Raw genomic sequence first — 19,470 nt, 5'->3', positions numbered from 1 at the left:
TCATGCCTCGGCCCGTCGCATGAAGGACACCGCCCGCATGATCGCCTCGGGCGTCGCCGGCGCGTCGAGCGGCGGCACCACGCCGGGCTTCAGGCTGGCGACGGCGTCGAAGATCGCCGAGAACACCGAGGCGGCCAGCATCAGCGGCGGCTCGCCGACCGCCTTCGAGGAATGGATGGTCTCCTCGCGGCTGGCGCCATCCCAGAGGCGGGTGTTGAAGACGGCCGGCACGTCGGAGGCGGTCGGGATCTTGTAGGTGGAGGGGGCGTGCGTCGCGAGGCGGCCCTTGTCGTCCCACACCAGCTCCTCGGTGGTCAGCCAGCCCATGCCCTGCACGAAGCCGCCCTCGATCTGGCCGATGTCGATGGCCGGGTTCAGCGACTTGCCGCAGTCGTGCAGGATGTCGACGCGGTCGACGGTCATTTCGCCGGTCATGGTGTCGATGGTGACTTCCGAGCAGGCGGCGCCATAGGCGAAGTAGAGGAACGGCCGGCCCTCCGCCTTCTGCCGGTTCCAGTGGATTTTCGGCGTCGCGTAGTAGCCGGCGGCCGACAGTTGCACGCGGTTCTCGTGGCAGGCGCGGGCGAGTTCGGAAAAGGCGATGGAGCCGCCCGGCCAGCTCACCCGGCCGCCGGCGAAGGTCACGGTCTCCGGCGCGATGTTGGCGGCGGCCTCAAGGTGGCCGACCATGCGCGCCTTGATCTCGTCGCAGGCCTTCAGCGCCGCCATGCCGTTGAGGTCGGAACCGGAAGACGCGGCCGTCGCCGAGGTGTTCGGCACCTTGGCGGTGCTGGTGGCGGTGATGCGCACGCGATCCAACGGGATGCCGAAGGCATCGGCCGCTACCTGCGCCACCTTGATGTTGAGCCCCTGCCCCATCTCGGTGCCGCCGTGATTGAGGTGGACCGAGCCGTCGGCGTAGACGTGCACCAGCGCGCCGGCCTGGTTGAGCTGGGTCAGCGTGAAAGCGATGCCGAACTTCACCGGCGTCAGGGCGATGCCCTTCCTGAGAATGCGGTTGCGCGAATTGAAGGCGCGGCACTCCTGCCGGCGCTTGGCGTAATCGCAGGCCTTTTCGAGGTCGGCGATCAGCTCGGGCAGGATGTTGTCCTCGACCTTCTGGCCATAGGGCGTCACGTCGCGGCCGGGGCCGTAGATATTGCGCTTGCGGATCTCCAGCGGATCGATGCCGGTGACCACGGCCAGCGTATCCATGATGCGCTCGGCGACCACCACGCCCTGCGGCCCGCCGAAGCCACGGAAGGCGGTGTTGGTCACCGTGTTGGTCTTCAGCCGCTCCGACCTCAGCGCGACGTTGGGATAGAAATAGGCGTTGTCGGCATGGAACAGCGTGCGGTCGTTGACGCCGCCGGAGAGGTCGGCCGAATAGCCGCAGCGGGCGGCGAAGGCGATGTCGGCGGCCAGAATCTTGCCCGAGCTGTCGTAGGCCACCGAGAAGTCGGTCAGCATGTCGTGCCGCTTGCCGGTCATCACCATGTCGTCGTCGCGATCGAGCCGCAGCTTGCACGGCTTGCCGGTGACGCGCGCGGCGAGCGCGGCGAGGCAGGCCCACTGGCTCGCCTGGCTCTCCTTGCCGCCGAAGCCGCCGCCCATGCGCCGCACTTCCACCGTCACCATGGCGCTCGGCAGGCCGAGCATGGCGGCAACGCAGTGCTGCACCTCGCTCGGATGCTGCGTCGAGGAATGCACCAGCATGTCGCCGGCCTCGCCGGGGATGGCCAGCGCCACCTGCCCCTCGAGATAGAAATGCTCCTGACCGCCGGTGCGCAGATGGCCGTCGAAGCGACGCTGGGCGCTCTCGAACGAGCGGGCGACGTCGCCCCGGCCGTAGCCGTAGTCGTCGAGCACGCGCAGGCCCTTGGCCTTCGCCTCCTCGACGGTGAGCACCGGCGGCTCGGCCTCGCCCTCGAACAGCGCGAGGCGGGTCGCCCGGCGGGCGGCATCGCGGCTGGTCGCCACGACGCAGAACAGCACCTCGCCCCAGAACTCCACCTCACCGTCGGCAAGAATGGGATCGCCGCCGATCGACGTCGACCAGTCGTTGCGGCCGGGGATGTCGGCGGCGGTCAGCACGGCGACGACGCCCGGCGCCTGACGGACGCGGGAGAGGTCGATGTCGCGGATGCGGCCGGCCGCCATGTCCGGGCAGAAGCCGGGCGCCAGATGCAGCGTGCCGACCGGCTCGATCATGTCGTCGATGTAGACGGCGCGGCCGGTGACGTGCAGCACGGCGCTGTCGTGCGGCGTCGGGCGGTGGACGGCCGGTTCGGCGGCAACGGCAGGAACATCGGGCTCGGGCGCGTTCATCAGGCCACCTCCGCTTCCGGTGCTTCGCGGCGGCCGACGACGCGGGTGCGGCTCGACGGCGCGCCGGCACACTCGACCAGCGCCTTGGCGAGCAGCGCCTTGGCCGTTTCCATGCGATAGGCGGCCGAGGCACGCATGTCGGACATCGGCGCGAAGTCCTCGACGAGCGCCTCGATGGCGGCGCCCCAGGTGGCCGCCCGCGCCGGCTCGGCGCCGCTCAGGCGGGCCTCGGCGGCGCGCGCCCGCTTCGGCGTCGCCGCCATGCCGCCGAAGGCGACGCGCGCCTCGACGATCACGCCGTCCTCGATGGTGAAGCGGAAGGCACCCATCACCGCCGATATGTCCTGGTCGAAGCGCTTGGACACCTTGTAGGCACGAAACACCTGATTGGGCATCAGCTTCGGCACCAGCAGGCCGGCGACGAACTCGCCCGGCTGGCGGTCCTGCTTGCCGTAGGCGATGAAATAGTCCTCAAGCGGCAGCGCCCGGCCGTCCTCGCCATGGGCCAGCTCCAGCGTGGCGCCGAGGGCGATCAACGCCGGCGGCATGTCGCCGATCGGCGAGCCGTTGGCGATGTTGCCGCCGATGGTGCCGACGGCGCGCACCTGCCGCGAGCCGAGGCGGCGGACCAGTTCGCCGAGATCGGGATCGAGGGCGGCGAAGGCCGGGGCGGCGTCCTCATAGGTGACGCCGGCGCCGAGGATCAGCGCGTCGCCGACGTCCTCGATCTGCCTCAGCGCGGCAACGCGGCCGACGTGGATCACCTGCGAAATCGGCGACATCCGCTTGGTGATCTTGAGGCCGACGTCGGTGCCACCGGCCAGCAGCGTCGCCTCGGGATGCTTCATCGTCAGTTGCGACAGCGCCGTCAGGCTGGCGGGCGCAGCGAAGAAGGCGCTGTTGGAGCCGAGGAAGACGTCCTGCCCGTCGGCGAGGAACTGCAACAGGCCGGCCGTCTGGCCCATGGCCTCGACGAATCGGTCGGCCGGCGGCCCGTCCAGCGCGGCGAGCGCCGCCTCGACGATCGGCCGGTAGCCGGTGCAGCGGCAGAGATTGCCGGCCAGCGCCGTGACGATCTCCTCGCGCGGCGGCGGGCCGTCGCGGCCCTCGCGGTGATAGAGCGCGAACAGGCTCATCACCACGCCGGGCGTACAGAAGCCGCATTGCGAGCCGTGGGCGTCGACGAGAGCCTGCTGCACCGGATGCAGCCGGCCGTCCGGCCAGGCGAGATCCTCGACGGTGACGATCTCCTTGCCGTCCATGGCGCCGAGGAACTGGATACAGGAATTGACCGGCCGGTAGCGAACCCGGCCGCCCTGCCATTCGCCGATGACCACGGTGCAGGCGCCGCAATCGCCCTCGTTGCAGCCTTCCTTGGTGCCGGTGGCGCGCTCGCGAAGGCGCAGATAGTCGAGCAGCGTCTCGGTCGGGCCGACCTCGTCGATCTCGACGATCCGCCCGCGGCGGACGATGCGGATGGAATCGCGCATGGGTTCAGCTCCCGCGATAGGTTGAATAGCCGTAAGGCGAGATCAGCAGCGGCACGTGATAATGGGCCGAGGCGTCGGCGATGCCGAAACGGATGGGGACGACATCGAGGAAGGCCGGAGCGGGCAGCACATGCCCGGCGGCGCGCAGATAGTCGCCGGCATGGAAGACAAGCTCGTAGGTGCCGGCGACCAGCGCCTCGCCCGACAGCAGCGGACCGCCGGTGCGGCCGTCGGTATCGGTGCTGGCCGTAACGACAAGCTGGCGGCCGCCGTCGGCGCCGAGCGCCCAAAGCTCGATCCTGAGGCCGCCGGCCGGCCGGCCCGCAGCCGTGTCGAGGACATGGGTCGTCAGACGCCCCTCGGTCACGCTTCGTCCTTCCTGTCTTTTGCCGGCCCGGACGGCCGGCCTGTTGCACAGACGTTCTGTCTGGCACGACTTGTCGCCTTTAGAAAGGCCCGTTTCCTGAAACGGCCGGCAACGACCAGGATATCCACCGGCCGGAATGCAACATCGGCCGGAAAGGGAATAGACTTAAGAAACAAATCGCTCGCGCCGTTCTTCAAAGCGACGCTTGAAGATGCGTGGCGGGCGCCGGCGATCCGGCGCCCGCCTTGGGGTCAGTGCAGGATCTGGCCGAGGAACAGCTTGGTCCGCTCGTGCATGGGGTTGGAGAAGAATTCCTCCGGCTCGTTCTGCTCGACGATCTGGCCCTGGTCCATGAAGATGACGCGGTTGGCCACCTGGCGGGCGAAGCCCATTTCGTGGGTGACGCAGATCATGGTCATGCCCTCCTCGGCGAGGCCGACCATGGTGTCGAGCACTTCCTTGACCATCTCTGGATCGAGGGCCGAGGTCGGCTCGTCGAACAGCATGATCTTCGGCCGCATGCACAGCGAGCGGGCGATGGCGACGCGCTGCTGCTGTCCGCCGGAGAGCTGGCCCGGATACTTGTTGGCCTGCTCGGGGATCTTGACGCGGGTGAGGAAGTGCATCGCCACCTCCTCGGCCTCCTTCTTCGGCATCTTGCGCACCCAGATCGGCGCCAGCGTGCAGTTCTCCAGGATGGTCAGGTGCGGGAACAGGTTGAAGTGCTGGAACACCATGCCCACCTCGCGCCGCACCTCGTCGATGCGCTTGAGGTCGTTGGTCAGCTCGATGCCGTCGACGATGATCTTGCCCTTCTGGTGCTCTTCCAGACGGTTGATGCAGCGGATGGTCGTCGACTTGCCGGAGCCGGACGGCCCGCAGATGACGATGCGTTCGCCGCGCTTGACGGAGAGGTTGACGTCGCGCAGCACGTGGAACTCGCCGAACCACTTGTTGACGCCGATCATCTCGACGGCGGTCTCGGAGGCGGGTGTGTCGGCTAAGGCAATATCGGCCATGAATTCGAGTCCCTTCGGCGGAATACGGGCAGCGCCGGGCGCGCGGCTAGCGCTTGCGCCCGGTGTTGAGCTTTCTCTCCATGTACATGGAATAGCGTGACATGGAGAAACAGAAAACCCAGAAAACGGCGGCGGCGAAGATCAGGCCCGTCGGGGCGATCGACGGCGTCGACCAGTTGGCATCGGAAAAGTTGCGCTGGATCGAGCCCAGCAAGTCATAGAGGCCGATGATCATCACCAGCGAGGTATCCTTGAACAGCGAGATGAAGCTGTTGACGATGCCGGGAATGACGATCTTCAGCGCCTGCGGCAGCACCACCAGCCGCATCGATTGCCAGTAGCTGAGGCCGAGCGAGGCGGCGCCCTCGTACTGCCCCCTGGGAATGGCCTGCAGGCCGCCGCGTATGGTCTCGGCCATGTAGGCGCCGGTGAACATGGCGACGCCGATCAGGGCGCGCAGCAGCTTGTCGAAGTTGACGCCGTTCGGCAGGAACAGCGGCAGCATCACCGAGGCCATGAACAGCACGGTGATCAGCGGCACGCCGCGCCAGATCTCGATGAACACCACCGACACGATCTTGATGAACGGCAGCTTGGAGCGCCGGCCGAGCGCCAGCAGAATGCCGAGCGGCAGCGAGGCGACGATACCGGTCACCGCCACCACCAGCGTCACCAGCAGGCCGCCCCAGTTGGACGTCTCGACCACCGGCAGGCCGAGGCCGCCGTAAAGCAGCCAGAAGGCGGCGACCGGGAAGGCGGTCAGCATCAGCCAGACGATGCGCCGCCGGCCGGGCGTGCCGGGAACGGCCACGGCGGCGAGGCCGAGGAAGAAGACGATCATCACCAGTGCCGGCCGCCAGCGCTGGTCGGCCGGGTAGGAGCCGAAGGTGAACTGCGCCAGCTTGGCGTTGACGAAGGCCCAGCAGGCGCCCATCGGCTCGCCGTTCTTCGGCAGGCAGGCCTCGCGGTTGCTGCCGGTCCAGACGGCATCGACGAACAGCCAGCGGATGAGCGGCGGCAGCGCCCAGGCGACGAACAGCAGCATCAGCAGGCTGATGGCGATGTTGAGCGGCGAGGAGAACAGGTGGCGGCGCGCCCAGCCGGGGAAACCGCCGAACGAGGCCGGCGGCGGTTCGGGAGAGAGAAAGTCGCGGCGGACGAAGACGGTGTCGGTTTCGATGCGGCTCATGACCGTCTCCTCAGCGTTCGACCAGCGCCACGCGGGCATTGAACCAGTTCATCACCGCAGCGGTGATCAGGCTCAGCGCGAGGTAGACCGCCATGGTGATGGCGATGACCTCGATGGCGTGGCCGGTGATGTTGAGCGTCGAGCCGGCGAACACCGCCACCAGGTCGGGATAGCCGATGGCCAGCGCCAGCGACGAGTTCTTGGTGAGGTTGAGATACTGGCTGGTCAGCGGCGGGATAATGACGCGCATCGCCTGCGGCACGACGATCAGCCGCATGGTCTGGCCGGGCTGGAGGCCGAGCGAAAAGGCCGCCTCGCTCTGACCGACGGAAACGGCGAGGATGCCGGCGCGCACCGTCTCGGCGATGAAGGTGGCGGTATAGAGCGACAGGCCGAGCACCATGGCGATCAGTTCGGGATGGATGACCATGCCGCCGACAAAATTGAAGCCCTTCAGCACCGGAATCTCGAAGGTCAGCGGCGCCCCGAGCGCCAGGAAGACCAGGAGCGGCAACCCGACGACGAGACCCGCCGACGCCCAGAACACCGGAAACGGCTGCCCGGTGGCCGCCTGCCGTGTCCGCGCCCAGCGCGCCAGGCCCCAGGCGATCGCCGCGGCAACCAGCAAGGCCCACATGACGAAGTCGAAGCCCTGGCCGAAGATCGGTCGCGGCATGGTGAGGCCGCGGTTGGACAGGTTGGTGGCGAGCGGCAGCATGTAGCCCTGGCGCGGGCCGGGCAGCACCGACAGCACCGCCTTGTACCAGAACAGGAGTTGCAGCAGCAGCGGGATGTTGCGCAGCGTCTCGACGTAGACGGTGGCCGCCTTGGCCAGCAGCCAGTTGTTGGACAGCCGCGAGATGCCGACGATGAAGCCGATGATCGTCGCGAAGACGATGCCGAGCACCGACAGGATGATCGTGTTGAGCAGGCCGATCTTGAAGGCCTGGGCGTGCGAGGAATCGAGCGTGTAGTCGATCGGCTTCTGCGAGATGTCGAAGCCGGCGCGCATGTGGAGGAAGTCGAAGCCGAAGGGAATATTGGCGGCGCGCAGGTTGGCGGCCGTGTTGTGCAGGATCCAGAGCGTCAGCAGCAGCAGTACAACCAGGACCACAGCCTGGAACACCCAGCCACGAATTCGGGCGTCGTAAAGAGCGGCACGGACCCAGGATCGGGGCGAGTCCTCCGCCGTCTTGTCTCGAAGCGTCATATGCCAGCCTCGCGAGAAGGCGCCGGGCGGCGCCATGAGCCGCGTTTCTTCACGTCAGGAAAACCGTAGTCGAGGCGGCCGGAAACGGTCGCGGCCCGCGTGGGCAGCCGCCTCCGCAGCGAGGACGGCCGTATCCCACGCCGGCGCCGGGCGATGTCCCGTCCGTCGGATGGATGGGGAAGCGCCATCGGCGCCTCCCCTCGCCTCGGCGATCAGCGGATCGGCGGGGCGTATTGCAGGCCGCCCTTCGACCACAGGGCGTTGAGGCCACGGGCGATCTTCAGCGACGAGCCCTCGCCGACGTTGCGCTCGAAGGACTCGCCGTAATTGCCGACGCCCTTGATGATGTTGTAGGCCCAGTCCTTGGTGAGGCCGATCGGCGAGCCGAAGTCGACGCCCTCGCCGACGCCGAGCAGGCGCTGCACTTCCGGGTTCTCCGAGGTCTTCATCTCGTCGACGTTGGCCTGGGTGACGCCGAATTCCTCGGCGATCAGCATGGCGTAATGGGTCCAGCGGACAATCGATTCCCACTGGTCGTCGCCCTGACGGACGGCCGGCCCGAGCGGCTCCTTGGAGATGATCTCCGGCAGCACGATGCTGTCGTCCGGGTTGGTCATCTTGAGGCGGATCGAGTAGAGGCCCGAGGCGTCGGTGGTGTAGGCGTCGCAGCGGCCGGCGTCATAGGCGGCGTCCGCTTCCTCCTGCTTCTCGAACACCACGGCGTTGAAGGTCATGCCGTTGGACTTGAAGTAGTCGGCGAGGTTCAGCTCGGTGGTGGTGCCGGACTGCACGCAGACCGAGGCGCCGTCGAGGTCCTTGGCCGAGGAGACGCCGAGCGATTTCTTCACCATGAAGCCCTGGCCGTCGAAGTAGTTGACGCCGGTGAAGGTGATGCCGAGCTGCGTGTCGCGGCTCATGGTGTTGGTCGAGTTGCGGGCCAGCATGTCGATTTCCTTCGACTGCAGGGCCGTGAAGCGTTCCTTGGCGGAGAGGCCGGTGAACTTCACCTTGGTGGGATCGCCGAAGACGGCGGCCGCGACGGCGCGGCAGGCGTCGACGTCGAGGCCCTTCCAGTTGCCCGCGTCGTCCGGCGCGCCGAAGCCGGCAAGGCCGGCGCCGTTGACGCCGCATTGCACGAAACCCTTGGCCTTGACGTCGTCGAGCGTGCCGGCCGAGGCGGCAACCGCGCCGGCACCCAGGAAGGCGGCGCCGAACAGAAGCTTGCTGAGTGTGTTGGAACCCATGATTGTCTCCCCTGATGACCAACCAGGGCCCGACGCGAGGGTGGTGTTATTGTTGTCGACACCCACCGCGATTGCCGCAGCGCCGAGGCGCCTCCGGCTTTCCGGGCCTGTTCTTGGGAGCGACTTCCGAGGCTTCCCCAGGACCCCTTGAGATCGAAGGAAGAAACCGGCGGCCATCGCCCCGCGCCTGCCGAACCGACAGGCTCTTCAATTACTAGATTACAAATTATGCCGATGGTCAATCGCAAAGCGCCACAAAATGACCACAAACTACACATGCGCAAATGATAATCGAACTACCGCCTACGAAATGGGCACTCAGGTTGTTTTTTATTCAGACGACAGATTACTTAAGAACAGCTGGGGCAATGCGCCCCAGAAGCCCCAAAACAGTCCTGCCGAATTCATGAAAAACGCCGCCGCGCCGTCACGTGTTTTCACGTAGACGATGGTCATCTTGGCACAGGGGCGGACTGACGGGTGCCGGCACGGATGCGACCCGGCGATGACGGTCGGCAGGCAGCAGCGATCCGGGTATCGATCCCCGGATCGCTGTTCATCAATTTGTCCTAGTGGCGAGGCTCACAGCTTCGGCTGGAAGGTGTTCTCGATGCCGGGGAAGCTGCGCGCCTTGACCTCCTCGGCATAGGCGGCGGCCGCCTTCGACACCTCGGCGCCGAGGTCGGCGAAACGCCTGACGTGGCGCGGAATGAACTCGTTGTAGAGGCCGAGCATGTCCTCGCTGACCAGGATCTGGCCGTCGCATTGCGGCGAGGCGCCGATGCCGATCACCGGGATGGGCGATTCCCCGGTGATCTCGCGCGCCACCGGCTCCATGGTGCCTTCCAGCACGAAGCCGAAGGCGCCGGCCTCTGCCACGGCGCGGGCGTCGGACTTCAGCTTGGCGGCCTGGAACTGGTTGCGGCCTTGTGTCTTGTAGCCACCGTAAATGTTGACCATCTGCGGCGTCAGACCGATATGGCCGAGCACCGGCACGCCGCGGTCGGTGAGGAAGCGGATGGTTTCGGCCATCTCCTCGCCGCCCTCCAGCTTCACCGCCTGGGCGCCGGTTTCGGACAGCACGCGCGAGGCCGAGCGGAAGGCCTGCTCGCGGCTCTCCTGGTAGGAGCCGAAGGGCATGTCGACCACCACCAGCGACGTCTTGGAGCCGCGCACCACGGCGGCGCCGTGGGCGATCATCATGTCGAGCGTCACCGGCAGCGTCGTCTCGAAGCCGTAGACCACCATGCCGAGCGAGTCGCCGATCAGCAGGAAATCGACGTGCGGGTCGAGGAGAGCCGCCATCGGCGCCGTATAGGCGGTGAGGCTGACGATCGGGCGCACGCCCCTCAACGCCTTGATGTCGGCGACCGAGGTGCGACGGGAACGGACGGGAGTGCTCATCTCAATACCTCCGGGATATCCGGTCAGGAAACGGCCACGACGCGCTGGTCGATCAGGCGCGTGCGGCCGATGCGGACGGCGATCATCAGGGCAATGGCCGGCGGCGGCGCCTCGGGGTCTATGGAATCGAGCGTGTCGGCGGCGGCGATGGCGACGAGGTCGGGCTCGGCCAGCGGCTCGGCGGCGAGCGTGCTGCGAATGATCGCCTCGATATCGAGGGGATCGACGGTGCCGGCGGCGATCGCCTCGGCGGCGGCGGCGAGCGACCGGCTCAGCACCGGCGCGGCGGCCCGCTCGGCCGGCGAGAGGTAGACGTTGCGCGAGGACAGCGCGACGCCGTCGACATCGCGCACCGTCGGCACGCCGACGATCTCCAGCGGGAAAGACAGGTCGGCCACCATGCGGCGGATCACCTGAAGCTGCTGGTAGTCCTTCTCGCCGAAATAGGCGCGGGTCGGCTGCACGAGGTTGAACAGCTTGCCGACCACTGTGGCGACGCCGCGGAAATGGCCGGGCCGCCGCTCGCCTTCGAGGCGGGCCGAGAGACCCTCCACCTCGATATGCGTGGCGACCGGCCGGGGATACATCTCCTCGACCGACGGCGCGAAAACGATATCGGCGCCGTGCTCGGCCAGCAGCTTGCGGTCGGCGTCGAGGTCGCGCGGGTAGCGCGCGTAATCCTCGTTCGGCCCGAACTGCAACGGATTGACGAACACCGTGACCACCACGACGTCGTTGCCCTCGCGCGCCCGATCGACCAGCGTGGCGTGGCCGCGATGCAGGTACCCCATGGTCGGCACCAGACCGATGCTCCGCCCGGCCAGCCTCGGCTCAAGAAGCCGGCGACGGAGATCGGCGATCGTGGTCACGGTTTCGAGCGGCACTCTGTCCTCCAGCACGGTGTTATCTGGTGCCGCCCTTTTACTGCCGCGAAAAACGCTTTGTCACCCAAGAATCGGGCAGGCCGCGAAAAAGCCGGGCACGGCCTATCGGCGGATATGGCGATGACGGACTGCTCTATCCTTGTCTTCAGGCATTGCCGAGAATTTTAACCATTTGCCCGACAGATTCTTAATACCGTAACGTTCAAGATTGGAGAAATCGCCTATATCAGCGTTTTCGCTCGCGCTTTTAGCAACGATGCGCAACTTATCCGGCGGCTTGCCCAACGCCGCATCCATTGGCTGCATGAGGTTGAAATGATGTCTTACGGCAGCGTGGCACGACAATCCGGGAGCCGGAGCGGGCTTTCCGCCTTCGGCCGGAATCGCCGCGGCTCGATCGGCATTACCATGGCGCTCGCCATGACGGTGCTGCTGGTGGCGGTGGGCGCCGCCGTCGACCTCGCCCAGGTGCTCCGTTCGCGCGAGATCCTGCAAGGGGCGCTCGACCAGGCGACCATCCGCGCCGCGCTGACCAGTGGGTCGGGTTATGCCGACGCCGGCCGCACCGCGCTGGTTGCCAACCTCTCCGACACCGGCGTCGCCGACGAGGGCCTGAGGTCCAGCTTCGTGCGCAACAGCGACAACAGCGTCTCCGCCTCGGCCACCATCACCGTGCAGATGACCTTCATGAGCCTCGTCGGCAAGAGCGAGACGTCGGTCGGTGTCACCGCCAGGGCGACGCCCAAGACCTCCACCACGGCGGCGGCCGGCACGGTCTGCATCCTGCTCACCTCCAGGAACTCTCAGGCGCTGCTCGTCAACTCCGGCGCCGTGGTCAACGCGTCGGACTGCGAGATCCACGTGCAGTCCAGCGCCAGCGGCGCGGCGGTGTTCAATGCCGGCACGACGATCAATTCCAAGAAAATCTGCATCAAGAGCGCCAGCGTCATCGACAACGGTGGCACCCATCCCAATCTTGAGAAGGGCTGCTCGCCGGCCAGCGATCCCTATGCCGGCACCCTGCCCGCGGTGACGGTGGGCGCCTGCACCTACACCAGCCGCAACATCGAAGCCGCCACCTACACCTTCGAGCCGGGCGTGCATTGCGGCGGCGTCAACTTCAACAATTCCAGGACCGTGGCCACCTTCAACCCCGGCCTCTACGTCATCAAGGGCGGCGACTGGAACGTCCAGGGCACGCTGAAGGGAACCGGCGTCACCTTCTATTTCGCCGACACGTCCAAGTTCCAGTTCAACTCCGGCGCCGCCACCTATCTCACGGCGCCGACCAGCGGCACCTATGCCGGCATCCTGATCTACGAGAACCCGAACAACAGCGGGACCTATCAATGGCCGTGGAACGACAGCCCCGGCCACACGCTGTCCGGCCTGATCCACCTGCCGAGCCGGCAGCTCACCATGAATTCGGGCGCCACGGCCTCGCTCGACAAGGTCACCGTCGTCGCCGACTCGCTGATCCTCAACCAGGCGACCTGGAACCTCGCGCCGGATGCCACGGCGATCCCCAACGGCTCGTCGGCGACGATCACCACGACGGACGGCGCCTTCCTGTCGCATTGACGAAAAAGCCCGGGCAGCGACGCCCGGGCCTTGTCATCCTCGGAAAGAAAACGCCGGTCTCAGGTGATGACATCCGGCGCGGCGCGGCCGGTGCGCGCCTTGATCTCGGCCAGCGTATCGGCCGCCTCGATCACCTTGGCCAGCGCCACCTGGGCGTCGAGGCCGTGCCTTGCCACATCCGGCTCGAAGCTTTCGAGGTAGACGCGCAGCGTCGCGCCCTCGGTGCCGGTGCCGGACAGGCGGAAAACCACGCGCTCGCCGCCCTTGAACAGGATGCGCAGACCCTGCTTTTTGGTCACCGAGCCATCGACCGGGTCGTTGTAGGCGAAGTCGTCGGCGCTGGCCACTTCGAGGCCGGCCACCTTGGTGCCCGGCAGCGTCGGCAGCATGTCGCGCAGGCGGCTCACCAGCCCCTCGGCGGCGGCGGTGTCCACCGCCTCGTAGTCGTGGCGGGTGTAGAAGGTGCGGCCGTATTCGGCCCAGTGCTTCTCCTGGATGTCCTTCAGGCTCTCGCCGCGCACGGCGAGAATGTTGAGCCACAAGAGAACCGCCCACAGGCCGTCCTTCTCGCGCACGTGGTCGGAGCCGGTGCCGGCGCTCTCCTCGCCGCACAGCGTCACCTTGCCGGCGTCGAGCAGGTTGCCGAAGAACTTCCAGCCGGTCGGCGTCTCGTAGCAGTCGAGGCCCTTTTTGGCGGCAACGCGGTCGACGGCGCCGGAGGTCGGCATCGAGCGGGCGACGCCGGCCAGGCCCTTGGCATAGCCCTTGGCGAGATGGGCGTTGGCGGCGAGAAGCGCCAGGCTGTCGGACGGCGTCACCACGGCGCCGCGGCCGATGACGATGTTGCGGTCGCCGTCGCCGTCGGAAGCAGCGCCGAAGTCGGTCGCCTCGGGCGACGCCATGAAGTCGTAGAGATCCTTGGCGTAGATCGGGTTCGGGTCGGGGTGGCCGCCACCGAAGTCGGGCAGCGGCACGGCGTTGACGACGCTGCCGGGCGCGGCGCCGAGCAGGTCTTCGAGGATCGCCTTGGCATAGGGACCGGTGGCGGCGTGCATGGCGTCGAAGCGCAGCGTGAAGCCGGACTTGATCACGGCGGCGATCTTGTCGAAGTCGAACAGCTTCTGCATCAGTTCGACATAGTCGGCCACCGGATCGACCACCTCGATCTCGGTGTCGCCGGCCTTCGACGTGCCGATCCTGTCGAGATCGATGTCGGCGATGTCGGCGATCTTGTATTCGGTGATGGCCTTGGTCGCATCGTAGATGGCGTCGGTGACGCTCTCGGGTGCCGGACCGCCGTTCTCGCCATTGAACTTGATGCCGAAGTCGCCGTCCTCGCCGCCGGGATTGTGGCTGGCCGACAGCACGATGCCGCCGAAGGCGCCGAGCTTGCGGATGACGTTGGAGGCGGCCGGCGTCGAGAACAGGCCGCCCTTGCCGATCACCAGCTTGCTGGCGCCGTGGGCGACCGCCATCTTGATGATGACCTGAATGGCCTTGTCGTTGAAGAAGCGGCCGTCGCCGCCGATCACCAGCAGCTTGCCGGAGACGCCGCCGACGCCGGCGAAGATCGCCTCGACATAATTCTCCAGATAGCCCGGCTCCATGAACACGCGGGTCTTCTTCCGGAGGCCGGAGGTGCCCGGCTTCTGGCCGTCGATCGGCTTGGTGGCGATTGTCTTGATCTGCATTCCCGTTCACTCCCCGAAAGGCGAAGTCATCTTACTCAAGCTCTTACCTCGGCGAAAGCGAGGAAGGTGCGGCCCGGCACCTCAACTGCCTGCCAGGCGCGACGCGGCGTGGCGGCGGCGGGACGGCCGGTCGGCATGTCGGAGGTCAGGATCGGCTTCCAGGCGCAGCCTTCGCGCGTCGCCGGCAGGTGGAAGCGTCGATTGCCGCGGTGGGCGTTGAGCACCAGGTAGACGGCGCCGCACTCTGCCTCGGCGTGCGGCAGCGCCGAATCGCGCAGGAGCAGGCCGAAAGCCTTGCATTCGCGGCTGTTCCAGTCGGTCGGCGCCATCGGCCGGCCGGACACGGCGATCCACTCGACGTCCGGCAGCCCGTCGTCGGGGCGCGGCGTACCGTGCAGGAATCGCGTCTGGCGGAAAACCGGATGGGCCTGCCGAAGACGGACGACATGAGCGACGAAATCGGTGAGTTCGAGGTCGTCGGCGCCGTTCCAGCTCACCCAGCCGACCGGATTGTCCTGGCAATAGGCATTGTTGTTGCCGAACTGGCTGTTGGCGATCTCGTCGCCGGCCAGCAGCATCGGCGTTCCCTGCGACAACAGCAGCGTCGCCAGCATGTTGCGCATCTGCCGCTTGCGCGTGGCGATGACTGACGGATCGGCCGACGGTCCCTCGACGCCGTAGTTGGCCGAGTGATTGCTGGAATGGCCGTCGCGATTGTCCTCGAGGTTGGCCTCGTTGTGCTTGGCGGCGTAGGAGACGACATCCTTCAGCGTGAAGCCGTCGTGGGCGGTGATGAAGTTGACCGACGCCGACGGCTGCCGGTCGCAGTTGTCGAAGCGGTCGGGCGAGCCGAGCAGCCGGGCGGCCAGCTCGGGCGCCACCATCTCGTCGCCGCGCCAGAAGGAGCGCACCGTGTCGCGAAAGCGGTCGTTCCACTCGGAGAAGCCGGGCGGGAAGTTGCCGAGCTGGTAACCGCCGGGGCCGATGTCCCAGGGCTCGGCGATCAGCTTCACCGTGGAGAGCAGCGGGTCCTGGCGAAGTGCCTTCAGGAAGCGGCCATCGGGATCGAAGCCGTGCGGCTCGCGCCCCACCGAGGTGGCGAGGTCGAAGCGGAAGCCGTCGACGCCGATCGCCTCCACCCAGTAGCGCAGCGAATCGAGGATCAGCTGCGTCACGCGCGGATGGCCGGCGTTCAGCGTGTTGCCGGTGCCGGTGTCGTTGATGTACCAGCGCGGACGGTCGGGGTTGAGGCGGTAGTAGCTGGCGTTGTCGATGCCACGGAAGCTCAGCGTCGGGCCGAACTGGTCGACCTCGCCGGTGTGGTTGTAGACGACGTCGAGGATGACCTCGATGCCCGCCTCGTGCAGCGCCCGCACCATGTCGCGCACCCGCTCGACCACCGAGACGCCGCGCGTGCCGTGATCGTAGCGCGGTTCCGGTGCGAAATAGCAGAGCGGCGAATAGCCCCAGTAGTTGACGAGGCCCTTGCGGGTGAGAAAGCCGTCGTCCATGAACGCCTGGATGGGCATCAGCTCGATCGCCGTGATGCCGAGCTTGACCAGATGCTCGATGGTCTCCGGCGCCCCGAGGCCCTCATAGGTGCCGGCTTTGGCGCGCGGCAGGCGGGGCAACTGCATGGTCAGCCCGCGGACGTGGGCCTCGTAGATGATGGTATCCCGCCAGGGCCGCGCCGGACGGAAGCCGACGCAGGGCGGCACCCTGGACTCGGTGACCAGCGCCTTCGGCACGACGCGGGCGCTGTCGCGGGTGTCGAAGCTGGCGTCGTCGAAGGTCACCGGCTGGTAGCCGGCCATCAGGTCGCTGGCGCGCAGGCGGCCGGTCAGCACCTTGGCATAGGGGTCGATCACCAGTTTGTGCGGGTTGAAGCGGTGGCCGTGCTCGGGGTCGTAGGGGCCGTGGACGCGAAAGCCGTAGGCGGTGCCGATGCCGATGCCGGAGACGTAGCCGTGAAAGACCTCGTCGGTGCATTCGGGCAGCGTCAGCCGCGCATGCTCGAAGCCGGTGAGCGGCTCGAACAGGCAGACGTCGACGCGCGTCGCGTTGGCGGAGAAAACGGCGAAATTGACGCCCTCCCCGTCGAACTGCGCTCCCAGGGGATACGGTCGCCCGGACCGGATCGACACCGTCATCGGTTTCAGACGCCCTCGGCCATCAGGTCTCGGTAGAGCGAGACGTAGTCGGGCGCCGAATCCTCCCAGCCGACCGGATGGGCCATCGCCCGCGCCTGCAACGCCCGCCAGACCTTCTTGTTGCGGTAAAGCTCGAACAGGCGTTCCAGCGCGAAGCCGAGGCCGCCGGCGGTGACCGGCGCGAACTGGATGCCGGTGGCGATGCCCGCCCGGATCGCCGCGTCGTTGGCGTCGACCACCGTGTCGGCGAGGCCGCCGGTGCGCGCCACCACCGGAATGGTGCCGTAGCGCAGGGCGTAGAGCTGCGTCAGGCCGCAGGGCTCGAAGCGCGAGGGCACCAGGATGGCGTCGGCGCCGGCCTGCATGGCGTGGCTGAGCGGTTCGCTATAGCCGATGTGCACGGCGACGGCGCCCGGATGGGCGGCGGCGGCTTCGACGAAGGCGCGCTCCATGCCGTGCTCGCCGGCGCCGAGGATGGCCACCTGGCCGCCGCGCCGCACGATGTCGCCGATGTTGGGCAACAGCATGTCGAGGCCCTTCTGGCCGGTGAGGCGGCTGACCACGATCATCAGCGGCGCGTCCGGGTCCACCCTGAGGCCCATGCGGTTCTGAAGCTCGGTCTTGCAGGCCGCCTTGCCGGCCATCTTGCGCGGGCCGTACTGGGCGGGGATCAGCGGATCGGTCGACGGATCCCAGACCGCCGTGTCGATACCGTTGACAATGCCGCTCAGCACGTCGGCGCGCTCGTTGAGCACGCCCTCCATGCCGAAGCCGAATTCCGTCGTTCGCAGCTCGCGCGCATAGGTAGGGCTGACCGTGGTCAGCCGGTCGGAGAACACCAGACCGGCCTTCAGGAACGAGCAGTAGCCGTAATATTCGAGGCCGGCCGGCGTGTAGAAGCTCGGCGGCAGGCCGAAGGTGTCGAAATCGGCGCGGCCGCAGATGCCCTGGAAGGCGACGTTGTGGATGGTGAACACCGTCTTCGGCCGCCCCTCGGCCGGGCCGGCCACCAGATAGGGCGCGACGAGGCCGGCCTGCCAGTCGTGTCCGTGCACGACGTCCGGCTTCCAGTCACTGACGCCGAAGCGGCCGACGGCGGCGCCGATCGCCGACAGGGCGGCGAAGCGGCGAACGTTGTCCCACCAGTCGTTGCCATCCGGCCCGAGATAGGGGTTGCCCGGCCGGTCGTAGAGATGAGCGGCGTCGAGCGCCAGCACCTTGAGGCCGTCGGTGGTGCGGCCGGCCAGCAGCCGGGCCGGGCCGCCGAACAGGTCCGGATAGGCGGCCACCTCCTCGGTGTCGGCGAGATGGCCGAGCACGCTCGGATAGGCCGGCATCAGCACGCGGACGTCGCAGTCGAGGCCGGCGAGCGCCAGCGGCAGCGCGCCCGCCACGTCGGCGAGGCCGCCCGTCTTGATCAGCGGGTAGCATTCGGAGGCAACGAAAAGGACGCGCACTTGATCACTCCGGCAGGTGTTTGATCCGCGGGGGGCGGAGCGGCTTCAGGCCCGGTCCTTCACATGGAGGCGCCGCCTTCGGCGGACTGCCGGCAGCGGCGCGGGTCTCCCGGACCGGGTCGGGGCGCGCGGTCGACGCGCCCCGGAGGGTCGTTTCGATACCGCCGTCAGATCTGCAGGCGGTCGATCATGTCCTGGGTGATCAGGCAGACGCCGCCCTCGCTGCGACGGAAGCGCGTGGCGTCGAGTTCCGGATCCTCGCCGACCACCAGGCCGGGCGGGATGATCACGCCCTTGTCGACAACGCATTTGGTCAGGCGGGCGCCGCGGTGGACATTGACGTAGGGCAGCACCACACAGTGCTCGACCTCCGAGTAGGAGTGGGCGTGCACGCCGGTGAACAGCAGCGACTTGTCGACGCGACCGCCGGAGATGATGCAGCCGCCCGATACCAGCGAACTGGTGGCCGAGCCGCGCCGGCCGTCCTCGTCGTGGACGAACTTGGCCGGCGGCGTCAGCTCCGTATAGGTCCAGATCGGCCACTTCTGGTCGTAGAGGTCGAGCGCTGGGATGAAGTCGGTGAGGTCGATGTTGGCTTCCCAGAAGGCGTCGATGGTACCGACGTCGCGCCAGTAGGGCTCGGCCTCCGACGACGAGCGGACGCAGCTGTCGGAGAACTTGTGGGCGATCGCCTTGCCGCCCCTGACGATGGCCGGGATGATGTCCTTGCCGAAGTCGTGGCTGGAGTTGGGGTCGTCCTGGTCCTGGCGCAGGATGTCGATCAGGAAATTGGTACGGAAGACGTAGATGCCCATCGAGGCCAGCGCCAGGTCGGGACGGCCGGGCATGGCCGGCGGATCGGCCGGCTTCTCGACGAAATCGATGATGCGGGCGTTTTCGTCGATCGCCATCACGCCGAAGCCGGTGGCTTCCATGCGCGGCACCTCGATGCAGCCCACCGTCACGTCGGCGCCGGACGAGACATGCTGGTCGAGCATGATCTCGTAGTCCTGCTTGTAGATATGGTCGCCGGCCAGGATGATGATGTACTCGATGTGGTGCGCCTCGATGATGTCGATGTTCTGCGTCACCGCGTCGGCCGTGCCGACGTACCACTTGTCCTCGGCAACGCGCTGCGAGGCGGGCAGGATGTCGAAGCTCTCGTTGCGCTCCTGGCGGAAGAAGTTCCAGCCGTATTGCAGATGGCGGATCAGGCTGTGCGCCTTGTACTGGGTGGCCACGGAAATGCGGCGGATGCCCGAGTTGAGCGCGTTGGACAGCGCGAAATCGATGATGCGGCTCTTGCCGCCGAAATAGACCGCCGGCTTGGCCCGCCGGTCGGTCAGCTCCTTCAGGCGACTACCCCGGCCACCGGCCAGCACGAAAGCCATCGCCTCGCGCGCCAACCGTCGATTCGTGTGAGAATTGTCTATCATGCGTGTCCTCCCGGCTTGTC

15 protein-coding genes are annotated in these 19,470 nt (G+C 67.3%); 1 reads left to right on the top strand and 14 read right to left on the bottom strand.

Features of this window, described 5'->3' with window-relative positions:
- From xdhB to H512_RS27115, 10 genes are all read right to left on the bottom strand, one after another.
- Entirely contained in the window at positions 1-2,328 is a 2,328-nt protein-coding gene (gene xdhB / locus H512_RS0117485) for a xanthine dehydrogenase molybdopterin binding subunit (RefSeq protein ID WP_026784551.1), read from the bottom strand.
- The gene (gene xdhA / locus H512_RS0117480) at positions 2,328-3,818 is read right to left on the bottom strand and encodes a xanthine dehydrogenase small subunit (RefSeq protein ID WP_026784550.1); all 1,491 of its coding nucleotides are present in this window, start codon (positions 3,816-3,818) and stop codon (positions 2,328-2,330) included. The genes xdhB and xdhA overlap by 1 nt, the downstream gene beginning before the upstream one ends.
- A 4-nt stretch (positions 3,819-3,822) precedes the next feature.
- Positions 3,823-4,185 (bottom strand): hydroxyisourate hydrolase, encoded by a 363-nt coding sequence (gene uraH, locus H512_RS0117475; protein WP_026784549.1) that lies wholly within the window; start codon positions 4,183-4,185, stop codon positions 3,823-3,825.
- A 251-nt stretch (positions 4,186-4,436) separates the two neighbouring features.
- Entirely contained in the window at positions 4,437-5,204 is a 768-nt protein-coding gene (locus tag H512_RS0117470) for an amino acid ABC transporter ATP-binding protein (RefSeq protein ID WP_026784548.1), read from the bottom strand.
- A 46-nt stretch (positions 5,205-5,250) separates the two neighbouring features.
- Complete coding sequence (locus tag H512_RS0117465; protein ID WP_026784547.1) at positions 5,251-6,393, bottom strand: amino acid ABC transporter permease; 1,143 nt, start codon at positions 6,391-6,393, stop codon at positions 5,251-5,253.
- A 10-nt stretch (positions 6,394-6,403) separates the two neighbouring features.
- Positions 6,404-7,603 carry an amino acid ABC transporter permease gene (locus H512_RS0117460; protein ID WP_084798583.1) on the bottom strand — a complete coding sequence of 400 codons (1,200 nt, stop codon included), beginning with the start codon at positions 7,601-7,603 and terminating at the stop codon, positions 6,404-6,406.
- A gap of 212 nt (positions 7,604-7,815) precedes the next feature.
- Positions 7,816-8,847: an amino acid ABC transporter substrate-binding protein gene (locus H512_RS0117455; protein ID WP_026784545.1), complete on the bottom strand. Its 1,032-nt coding sequence runs from the start codon at positions 8,845-8,847 to the stop codon at positions 7,816-7,818.
- 582 nt (positions 8,848-9,429) lie between these two features.
- Entirely contained in the window at positions 9,430-10,251 is an 822-nt protein-coding gene (gene panB, locus H512_RS0117450) for a 3-methyl-2-oxobutanoate hydroxymethyltransferase (protein WP_026784544.1), read from the bottom strand.
- A gap of 23 nt (positions 10,252-10,274) precedes the next feature.
- The gene (gene panC, locus H512_RS0117445; protein ID WP_036792389.1) at positions 10,275-11,135 is read right to left on the bottom strand and encodes a pantoate--beta-alanine ligase; all 861 of its coding nucleotides are present in this window, start codon (positions 11,133-11,135) and stop codon (positions 10,275-10,277) included.
- Between the two features lie 102 nt (positions 11,136-11,237).
- On the bottom strand, positions 11,238-11,420 hold the full coding sequence (locus H512_RS27115) for a hypothetical protein (RefSeq protein ID WP_156899556.1): 183 nt from the start codon (positions 11,418-11,420) through the stop codon (positions 11,238-11,240).
- Positions 11,421-11,450: 30 nt separating this feature from the next.
- Here H512_RS27115 and H512_RS0117440 point away from each other — a divergent pair, with 30 nt between their 5' ends.
- Positions 11,451-12,716 carry a pilus assembly protein TadG-related protein gene (locus H512_RS0117440; protein WP_084798581.1) on the top strand — a complete coding sequence of 422 codons (1,266 nt, stop codon included), beginning with the start codon at positions 11,451-11,453 and terminating at the stop codon, positions 12,714-12,716.
- 59 nt (positions 12,717-12,775) lie between these two features.
- Here the strand turns inward: H512_RS0117440 and H512_RS0117435 are convergent, their stop codons facing one another.
- From H512_RS0117435 to glgC, 4 genes are all read right to left on the bottom strand, one after another.
- Positions 12,776-14,407, bottom strand: a complete 1,632-nt coding sequence (locus tag H512_RS0117435; protein WP_026784541.1) for an alpha-D-glucose phosphate-specific phosphoglucomutase — start codon at positions 14,405-14,407, stop codon at positions 12,776-12,778.
- A 35-nt stretch (positions 14,408-14,442) separates the two neighbouring features.
- Entirely contained in the window at positions 14,443-16,551 is a 2,109-nt protein-coding gene (glgX, locus tag H512_RS24650; RefSeq protein WP_245585443.1) for a glycogen debranching protein GlgX, read from the bottom strand.
- Between the two features lie 11 nt (positions 16,552-16,562).
- Positions 16,563-18,014 (bottom strand): glycogen synthase GlgA, encoded by a 1,452-nt coding sequence (glgA, locus tag H512_RS0117425; RefSeq protein WP_026784540.1) that lies wholly within the window; start codon positions 18,012-18,014, stop codon positions 16,563-16,565.
- A 167-nt stretch (positions 18,015-18,181) separates the two neighbouring features.
- On the bottom strand, positions 18,182-19,450 hold the full coding sequence (gene glgC, locus H512_RS0117420) for a glucose-1-phosphate adenylyltransferase (protein ID WP_026784539.1): 1,269 nt from the start codon (positions 19,448-19,450) through the stop codon (positions 18,182-18,184).
- Positions 19,451-19,470 lie beyond the last annotated feature (20 nt).

This window comes from Pleomorphomonas koreensis DSM 23070, assembly GCF_000425185.1.
Classification (GTDB): Bacteria; Pseudomonadota; Alphaproteobacteria; order Rhizobiales; family Pleomorphomonadaceae; genus Pleomorphomonas; species Pleomorphomonas koreensis.
Note: the sequence above shows the minus strand (reverse complement) of the source record. Positions and strands in the feature narration are given on the sequence as shown.